The sequence below is a fragment of the Agathobacter sp. LCP21S3_B2 genome (genome assembly GCF_052118705.1).
GTDB lineage: Bacteria > Bacillota > Clostridia > Lachnospirales > Lachnospiraceae > Roseburia.
The window spans coordinates 22,768-30,456 of sequence record NZ_JBQKGQ010000025.1; the positions used below are offsets into that span (position 1 = coordinate 22,768).

The window sequence follows — 7,689 nt, forward strand, 5'->3', positions numbered from 1 at the left end:
CTATGAAACAGTATATTTCGGAGAAAGAGGAGAATCCATTATGAAGAAGAGAATAGTTATTTTATCGGCGCTTATGGCTTCGACAGCACTGCTTGCGGTGGGATGTACTAGGACAAATGATAAGGCTGGCATGAATGACAGTGCAGTGCAGACTTTACTCAGTAAAATAGATGACACAGAAAAAAATGATGAAACAGAGACTTCAGAGAAAAATGATATGGAGCAGAGTACGGATGAGGCTGACAAATTGGACAATAAAAGCGGTAATTCTGAGATAGATGCGGAGCTTGCCGGGATTAAAGCACAGTCAGATGAGATAGATGATAAGCTTACAAATGATTCAAGTCTCACACAGGGGGATATGAACCAATTGTCAGCTCAGATGTATAAGCTCTGGGATGATGAGCTTAACTCTATATGGGAACGTTTAAAGGATAAGCTCGATGATGATACAATGTCAAAGCTAACTGAGGACGAAAGAAATTGGATTGCAGATAAAGAAGCCAAAGTTAAGGCGGCCGGAGCAGATGCAGAGGGAGGCTCATTACAGCCGCTTTTGGAGAATAGTGAGGCAGCAGAGCTGACGCAGGCCAGGGTTTATTATCTTGCACAATATCTGAGATAGAATAGCTGCGATAATAATAATGACAATGAAATGAGAGGAACAAGCAGTATGAGTATGACAGAAACAATTAAACTATACGACAGGGATGCATATGCCATAGAGTTTGAGGCAGATGTTATATCCTGCGAGCCGAACAAGGCAGATGATAAGCAGTTTGATATAATATTAAATCAGACTTTATTTTTCCCGGAGGAGGGCGGACAGAGCCCGGACATGGGAATACTTGGAGGCTACAGGGTCGTTGATGTGCAGATTAAGAATGGAGTCATTACTCATACGGTGGATATTTCCGCAGGTGATTGCTGCGAGGCAGAAAAGGAAGCTGGTAAGCAAATCACCGGCAATGAATTTGAGCCGGAGAAAGTGGAGCTTGCAGCAGGCGTCCACGTACATGGCAAAATAGACTGGCAGCATCGTTTTTACAATATGCAGCAACACAGTGGAGAACACATTTTTTCGGGAATCGTCCACCGCAGGTTTGGTTTTGAGAATGTGGGCTTTCATCTGAGTGATTCTGTAGTGACAATGGATTTCAGTGGAGTGATTTCACCGGAGGATATAGCAGAGGTGGAGCATGAGGTAAATGTAGCCATTTCAAAAAATATTCCGATAGAGGTGACATATCCGTCAAGGGATGAGCTTGCGCAGCTGGAGTACAGAAGTAAAATCGAGATTGAAGGACAGGTCAGAATAGTGACAGTGCCGGGGTATGATGTGTGTGCATGCTGTGCGCCGCATGTGAAGCGCACCGGCGAGATTGGCATGCTTAAGGTTATGAATTATCAGAATTATAAAGGAGGCGTCAGAATCAGCATCCTTTGTGGTTTCAGGGCACTGGAGGCTTTCAGACAAAAGTGCGACATCATCTCAGAGCTCATGGGGATATTTACCACAAATCAGGAGGCTATTGTGGATAACGTCACAAAGCTTAAGGCAGTAAACCAGTCACTTAAGTCAGAACTTGGCACTGCAAAGTCAGCGCTTTTGGATTATAAGGTAGCAGAGCTTCCTGCTGATACGGACAATGCAGTATTGTTTGAGGACGGCGTTGATACGAATACAGCAAGAAATTGCGTCAATGGCCTTGTGGAGAAATATAGTGGCTTTAGTGCATTTTTTACAGGAAATGATGAGGCGGGCTATAGCTTTATTATCGGAAGCAAGAATGCAGACTGCAATACAGTTGCCGCAGCACTTAGGAATAAGCTGGGTGCCAGAGGCGGCGGTAAGCCGGTTATGGTGCAGGGCTCTGTCAAGGCAGCAAAGAGCGAGATTGAGGAAGTGCTAAAAGAGGTGCTTTAACTTTTTGAAAATATAGTTTGTGGGACGGATTAAGAACACAAAAGCGGTTTCAAGACATTTCGTCTTGAAACCGCTTTTATTGTAAAAATTATATCCAAAGTTAATTATTTGTTAGATCTTCTCCAAATGTGCATCTTTTCAGCCTCTTTGATGAGCTCATCACGGAAATCAGGATGAGCAACTGAGATGATTGCCTCAGCCTTCTGCCATGTAGAAAGACCCTTTACATTTACCATACCATACTCTGTAACGATATAGTGAGTATTGGCTCTTGTGTCAGTAACGACAGAACCCTCTACAAGAGTAGGACGGATACGTGAGTGAACTACGCCCTGCTTGTCGGTGAAGGTTGAAGAGCAGCAGATAAAGCTCTTTCCACCGTTTGACATATAAGCACCGAGAACGAAATCAAGCTGTCCGCCGGCACCGCTGATGTGCTTTGTGCCTGAGGTCTCTGAGCTGATCTGTCCGAAGAGGTCAAGGTCTACACAGTTATTGATTGAGATGAAATTGTCAAGTGCGGCAATATTCTTGATATCATTTGTGTAGCTTACCGGGGCACTCATGAGCTCAGGATTCTCATCGAGGTAATCGTACATCTTCTTGGTTCCGGCACCGAAGCCGTAAGCCTGACGATAACGGTCGATGTTTTTCTTTGCTCCTGTGATTTTTCCGGCCTTTGCGATGTCAACGAAAGCGTCAACGTACATCTCTGTGTGGACACCGAGATCCTTGAGGTCTGACTCAGCGATGAGTGAGCCTACTGCATTTGGCATTCCACCGATACCGAGCTGGAGACAGGCACCGTTTGGAATCTGGTCAACGATGAGCTCTGCAACCTTCTTGTCTACATCTGTTGCAGGACCACCGGCACCAAGTTCTCCAATTGCAGGGTTGTCACCCTCAACAATGTAAGAAACCTGTGAAATATGTACATTGGCCTCTGAACCGCCGTGACAGCGAGGCATGTTTTCATTGACCTCAACGATGATTTTCTTTGAAGTCTCGCATACAGCACCGAGGTGAGATGCGTTAGGACCAAAGTTGAAGTATCCGTGTGAATCCATCGGTGCAACCTGGAACATAGCGACATCGTCAGGTGTTGTTGAATCTCTATAATAACGAGGAAGCTCTGAGTAACGGATTGGTGAGTAGAAAGAACAGCCTCTCTTGATAAGCTTTCTCTCATAACCGCCCATATGCCATGAGTTCCATGTGAAATGCTCGCCGGCATCCTCACGCTCGAAAATGGCAAGTGGCTTAAGTAAAATACCACCACGTACATTGACATCCTTAAGTTCATCAGTTCTTCTGGCAAGTGCCTTGTCGAGTGCATCAGGTGTGCCTGTGCACCAACCGTAGTCAACCCAGTCGCCTGATTTGACAATCTTTACTGCCTCATCTGCTGAGACAAGTTTCTGCTTGTACTCTTCTAAAAAGCTCATAAAATCCTCCTTAGATACCTAAAATGATAGTAGCAAAATGCTACGTTAAAAAAATAACAAACCCTATGATCTCTATATTATCACTTTAGAGAGGATTTTACAAGTTGGTAAATGCTGGTGGAGACTTTTATATGACAGCCTCTGCTAGTCACCATCCGGAAGCATCCATTCCTCAGCCTGCTTTTGGTAATCGGCCGCCTGGCTGCGCAGTGAATCAATCAGCTCCTTATCGCCTTTAAATACATTCCTTGATTTAGGAGGAAGCGAATCAAGCTTTTTCTGCTTCTCATCAGCCCATCTTGAGTAGCACTCAGACAGGGCATGAAGCGCCTTGCCACCGCCGCACTCCACATCGAGTACCGGCTTTGTCTCGAAGGCAGCGTTGTAATACCACAGGCTTGCCTCCTCATAGTCTGCCTTGTCGAAATAGTACGCACCGAGCTCACAGCACACCTCGCTGCAGCCATCAACTGCTACATTTTTTAGGGCAACAGAAAAAAATTTGTCATAGTCGCCATTCATGCGATAGTAGCGTGATAGCACGCAGGTGGATTCGATGTCGGGGCTGTTGCGGTATTCACCCTGAAAATATGGCAGGGCATTGGTAAAATCCTCGGGACTTCCGCATTTTAAAAGCTCCTTGGCATACATAGTCGCTATACTTTTTGGCAGGGTGCCGTTTTTTTCAAAGGAGCGCTTGAATATGGTAAAATCACGTTTGCCGTGAGAGCCCTGCGGCAGATGTTGTATACAGATATCGCTGTCATAGACTACAGGCTCTAAGCGAACCGTTTCATGCACCGGATTAATCCATGTAAACGTGCGAAGTCTCTTGAACAGCTTCGGGCGGTACTCTGAGGATGAATTTTGCACTGTGTTGAATTTGCTTGGAGTAATGTATTTCATCTGGACAATCTCAATTTCCGGCAGCAGCGCAGCCTTAAGCATCATGAAACGCCTGCGGTTGGTATCGTCGAGCACCTCGTCGGCATCAGGTGCATATATGTATTCCTGCGTAGCCTTGGAAAACGAAAAATTCCTGGCCGCAGCAAAATCATCGCACCATGAGAAATCATAGATTTTGTCCGTATACCGTGCAGCTATCTCCTTTGTGCTGTCCGTCGAGCCGGTGTCCACTATGATGATTTCATCCATCAGCCCTTTGAGACTGTTCAGGCATCGTTCGAGCACCTCTTCTTCATTTTTTACTATCATGCATAAGCTAATTGTAATCATATTTATCTCCATTTACCGGTCGGATGTTATAATTGTCTTTGTAACTATTCAGAACCACCCCCCACACATTATTATAATATATATCGGCATGTTTTGCAGAAATATTTGTGTATTGTAAATATTGCCGGGATTTCATATAATTGAAATGAAATGTCGACAGATAAACTTATTTCTAAAGGCTATAGAATTTCAGATAAACTATATAATCAGATTTTAGCAAGGAATAATGAAGTAAATTAGAAGAGGAACAAACATGGAAAATCATACAATTGTAACACTGAAAAAAGGCGAAGGACGCACTATAAAGGCAGGCGGCGCATGGATTTTTGACAATGAAATAGACACAATCACAGGCACCTTTACGAACGGAGATATTGTTGTGGTACACGATTTTGACGGATATCCGATGGGGCGCGGCTTCATAAACCAGAATTCAAAAATCCGTATCAGAATGATGACAAGAAAAGCAGACCAGCTGATTGATGACAATTTCCTCAGGATGAGAGTGCAAAATGCCTGGGATTATCGCAAGCAGGTGATGGCAGGAGGCAATGACAATGTGCCTGATTTAAACTGCTGTCGTGTGATATTTGGCGAGGCTGATTTCCTGCCGGGTATCACAGTGGACAAGTACGCTGATGTGCTTGTGGTGGAGTGCCTTGCACTTGGAATGGAGCAGTTTAAGGTGAAAATCGTTGAACTGTTAAAGGAAGTGCTGGCGGCGGACGGAATAAATATTCGTGGAGTATACGAGCGCAGTGATGCAAATGAGCGCAAAAAAGAAGGTCTTCCTAAGGTAAAAGGCTTTATAGGAGCCGAGTTTGACACAAATGTGGAGATAGTAGAAAACGCAGTTCACTATATGGTCGATGTGGAAAATGGACAGAAAACAGGCTTCTTCTTAGACCAGAAGTATAACAGGCTTGCTATGCAGCGTATCTGCAAGGGGAAAAGAGTGCTCGACTGCTTCACGCACATGGGTACATTTGCCCTCAATGCAGGAATTGCGGGCGCAAGTGAGGTCACAGGACTTGATATATCAGAGTATGCGGTTAAGCAGGCTACAGAAAATGCGAAGAGAAATAATCTCTCAGACACAGTGAAGTTTCGCGTGGCAAATGTGCTGGATGAGCTGCCACGGCTCGCTGCAGATGGTGAAAAATATGATGTAGTCATTCTGGATCCTCCGGCATTTACAAAGTCGCGTGAGGCTACCAAAAATGCGATAAAGGGCTACCGCGAGATTAACATGAAGGGACTTAAGCTTGTTAAGGATGGTGGATTTCTGGCTACCTGCTCATGCTCTCATTTCATGACGCAGGAGCTTCTTGCCAAAACGGTCAAGGAAGCAGCAAAGGCCACTCACAAGAGGCTGCGCCAGGTGGAGTTCCGCACACAGGGACCGGATCATCCGATACTGTGGGCCAACTCAGCTAATGTACCGGAGTCGTATTATCTTAAGTTTTTCATTTTCCAGGTCGTTGATGAGAAGTAGATGACAGAAAGTGGCGAAAATGCTTGATTTACAAGGGCTGGGAAGTATTTAGTGATTAGCTTGCAAACCTTGTAAAGTATCGCAAAATATCGTATCACAGTGTTATAAAGTGGTAAGAAAAATGGTAAGTCTGAGTGGCAAGCACCTGAAATGTAATGGGGGTAAATTGGAATGACAATGACACCGGAGAAGGTTATGTGTTCGCTTTTCATAATACGGAAATTTGTAGTATAGATGTAGCGTTTTGTGGTATACTATAGAAGAACAAATACCTTTCTGTGAAAGAGAAAGGGGAAAGGATACGTGTATGACAGTTGATAGAAGAGTAAGCAGTATTGAATCCAGCTTCAAAATGGAAAGCATGCCATTTGATACAGAATGTCGTCAAAGAGTAAGAAATGTCTTAACCAAGAAAGTTTCTGCTGCAGATGCAATTTCAGAATTAAATAAGAAATACAGAGTATCCAAGAAGCAGGTTGAAGGATCAAGAGTATGATTATTTCTATGAGGATGAACAGGATGCCAAGTACTGTTATCCGGGAACAAATGTATTAAAGAATAAACTGGATATAAGAGATTTAGATACATTGCATGAGGCTGAAAGAGATTATTCAGCGGTGCGTCAGGCAGAACTTGTAGGTCAAGGCGTTACTGGAGATTTCTCTTTTAAGCATATTTGTTCTATACATAAGCATTTATTCAGTGATGTATATTCTTGGGCGGGCAAGACGAGAACGGTTGATATTTCCAAAGGAACCGTTTTCTGTTTGGTGCAGTTTATCGAAAGCCAGTTTGATGATTTGTATCGTAAGCTGAAAAAGGAAAATTTCTTAGCTGACATAACCGATAAGGAAGAAATGAGCGAGAGACTAGCCTATTACCTGGGTGAGATTAATATGATCCATCCGTTTAGAGAAGGCAATGGAAGGACTCAGAGAATAGACATTGAGCAGTTATGCTTGAACAATGGTAGATTTGAAATTGATTTTACCGATGTTTCAAAAGAAGAGATGATAGCCGCCAGTGTCAGATCGGCAAATGCCAGCAACGATATGTTGGAAGAACTGATTAGTAGTTGTCTTGTTGAAAAATAGTTTTAGAGAATAATGTTCCGCTTTGTGCTATGATGAAGCATTGGTGCTTCCAAGCAACTATGCTGTTATGGATGAAGAGGAAATGATGCTATTTGGTATGTCACGGACATATATAGTAATTTGCTTTTAGATTATGTAGTATTGATTAAACGTATTTGAAAAGTATAATGTGAAAATTATTATAAGGGTGAAATTATGCTGAAAAAAAATAAGAATTCTAAATTAAAAAAGTGGATAGAATTTTGGTGTGTATGTGCGATTATAGGATGTATAAGTGGATTTACGTGGTCGGATAATATGGTTATGAATATAATTGTAATTATAATTAGTGCATTAATATTGGCTATAATAAGAGTTGTATTAATATTCTATTCAAATTCAGGGTCAATCATTTTTCTTATGGGTTTAGCCCCAAATGTTTTAGGTTATCGCCATCCTGCCGCCATCCTTGACAGGTCAAAAAATAAATGCTGTGGGTTAATCACCGACGGC

At 43.0% G+C, this 7,689-nt stretch carries 8 protein-coding genes; 6 read left to right on the top strand and 2 right to left on the bottom strand.

The window, feature by feature from the left end; genetic code table 11:
* Positions 1 to 40: 40 nt before the first annotated feature.
* A complete protein-coding gene (locus tag ACTQ1L_RS14220) occupies positions 41 to 625 on the top strand; it encodes a lysozyme inhibitor LprI family protein (RefSeq protein WP_441367848.1) in 585 nt (194 codons plus the stop codon).
* 48 nt (positions 626 to 673) lie between these two features.
* Positions 674 to 1,927: an alanyl-tRNA editing protein gene (locus ACTQ1L_RS14225; protein WP_441367850.1), complete on the top strand. Its 1,254-nt coding sequence runs from the start codon at positions 674 to 676 to the stop codon at positions 1,925 to 1,927.
* 104 nt (positions 1,928 to 2,031) lie between these two features.
* On the opposite strand, the gene ACTQ1L_RS14230 is transcribed toward ACTQ1L_RS14225, so the two are convergent.
* Together ACTQ1L_RS14230 and ACTQ1L_RS14235 are read right to left on the bottom strand one after the other, a co-directional pair.
* On the bottom strand, positions 2,032 to 3,372 hold the full coding sequence (locus ACTQ1L_RS14230) for a butyryl-CoA:acetate CoA-transferase (RefSeq protein ID WP_015568525.1): 1,341 nt from the start codon (positions 3,370 to 3,372) through the stop codon (positions 2,032 to 2,034).
* Between the two features lie 144 nt (positions 3,373 to 3,516).
* Positions 3,517 to 4,608 (bottom strand): glycosyltransferase, encoded by a 1,092-nt coding sequence (locus ACTQ1L_RS14235; protein WP_441367852.1) that lies wholly within the window; start codon positions 4,606 to 4,608, stop codon positions 3,517 to 3,519.
* Between the two features lie 253 nt (positions 4,609 to 4,861).
* Here ACTQ1L_RS14235 and ACTQ1L_RS14240 point away from each other — a divergent pair, with 253 nt between their 5' ends.
* The 4 genes from ACTQ1L_RS14240 to ACTQ1L_RS14255 all read left to right on the top strand — a co-directional run.
* The gene (locus ACTQ1L_RS14240) at positions 4,862 to 6,103 is read left to right on the top strand and encodes a class I SAM-dependent rRNA methyltransferase (protein WP_055225162.1); all 1,242 of its coding nucleotides are present in this window, start codon (positions 4,862 to 4,864) and stop codon (positions 6,101 to 6,103) included.
* Between the two features lie 307 nt (positions 6,104 to 6,410).
* A complete protein-coding gene (locus ACTQ1L_RS14245; protein ID WP_308500538.1) occupies positions 6,411 to 6,599 on the top strand; it encodes a hypothetical protein in 189 nt (62 codons plus the stop codon).
* Complete coding sequence (locus tag ACTQ1L_RS14250; RefSeq protein ID WP_441367855.1) at positions 6,580 to 7,197, top strand: Fic/DOC family protein; 618 nt, start codon at positions 6,580 to 6,582, stop codon at positions 7,195 to 7,197. The genes ACTQ1L_RS14245 and ACTQ1L_RS14250 overlap by 20 nt, the downstream gene beginning before the upstream one ends.
* A gap of 303 nt (positions 7,198 to 7,500) precedes the next feature.
* A partial coding sequence (locus tag ACTQ1L_RS14255) for a hypothetical protein (RefSeq protein WP_441367856.1) occupies positions 7,501 to 7,689 on the top strand: 189 nt, incomplete at its 3' end.

Excerpts from the sequence above, each read along its gene's own strand:
- ACTQ1L_RS14220 (WP_441367848.1), top strand. The coding sequence starts at position 41 with ATGAAGAAGAGAATAGTTATTTTATCGGCGCTTATGGCTTCGACAGCA.
- ACTQ1L_RS14225 (WP_441367850.1), top strand. The coding sequence starts at position 674 with ATGAGTATGACAGAAACAATTAAACTATACGACAGGGATGCATATGCC.
- ACTQ1L_RS14230 (WP_015568525.1), bottom strand. The coding sequence starts at position 3,372 with ATGAGCTTTTTAGAAGAGTACAAGCAGAAACTTGTCTCAGCAGATGAG.
- ACTQ1L_RS14235 (WP_441367852.1), bottom strand. The coding sequence starts at position 4,608 with ATGATTACAATTAGCTTATGCATGATAGTAAAAAATGAAGAAGAGGTG.
- ACTQ1L_RS14240 (WP_055225162.1), top strand. The coding sequence starts at position 4,862 with ATGGAAAATCATACAATTGTAACACTGAAAAAAGGCGAAGGACGCACT.
- ACTQ1L_RS14245 (WP_308500538.1), top strand. The coding sequence starts at position 6,411 with ATGACAGTTGATAGAAGAGTAAGCAGTATTGAATCCAGCTTCAAAATG.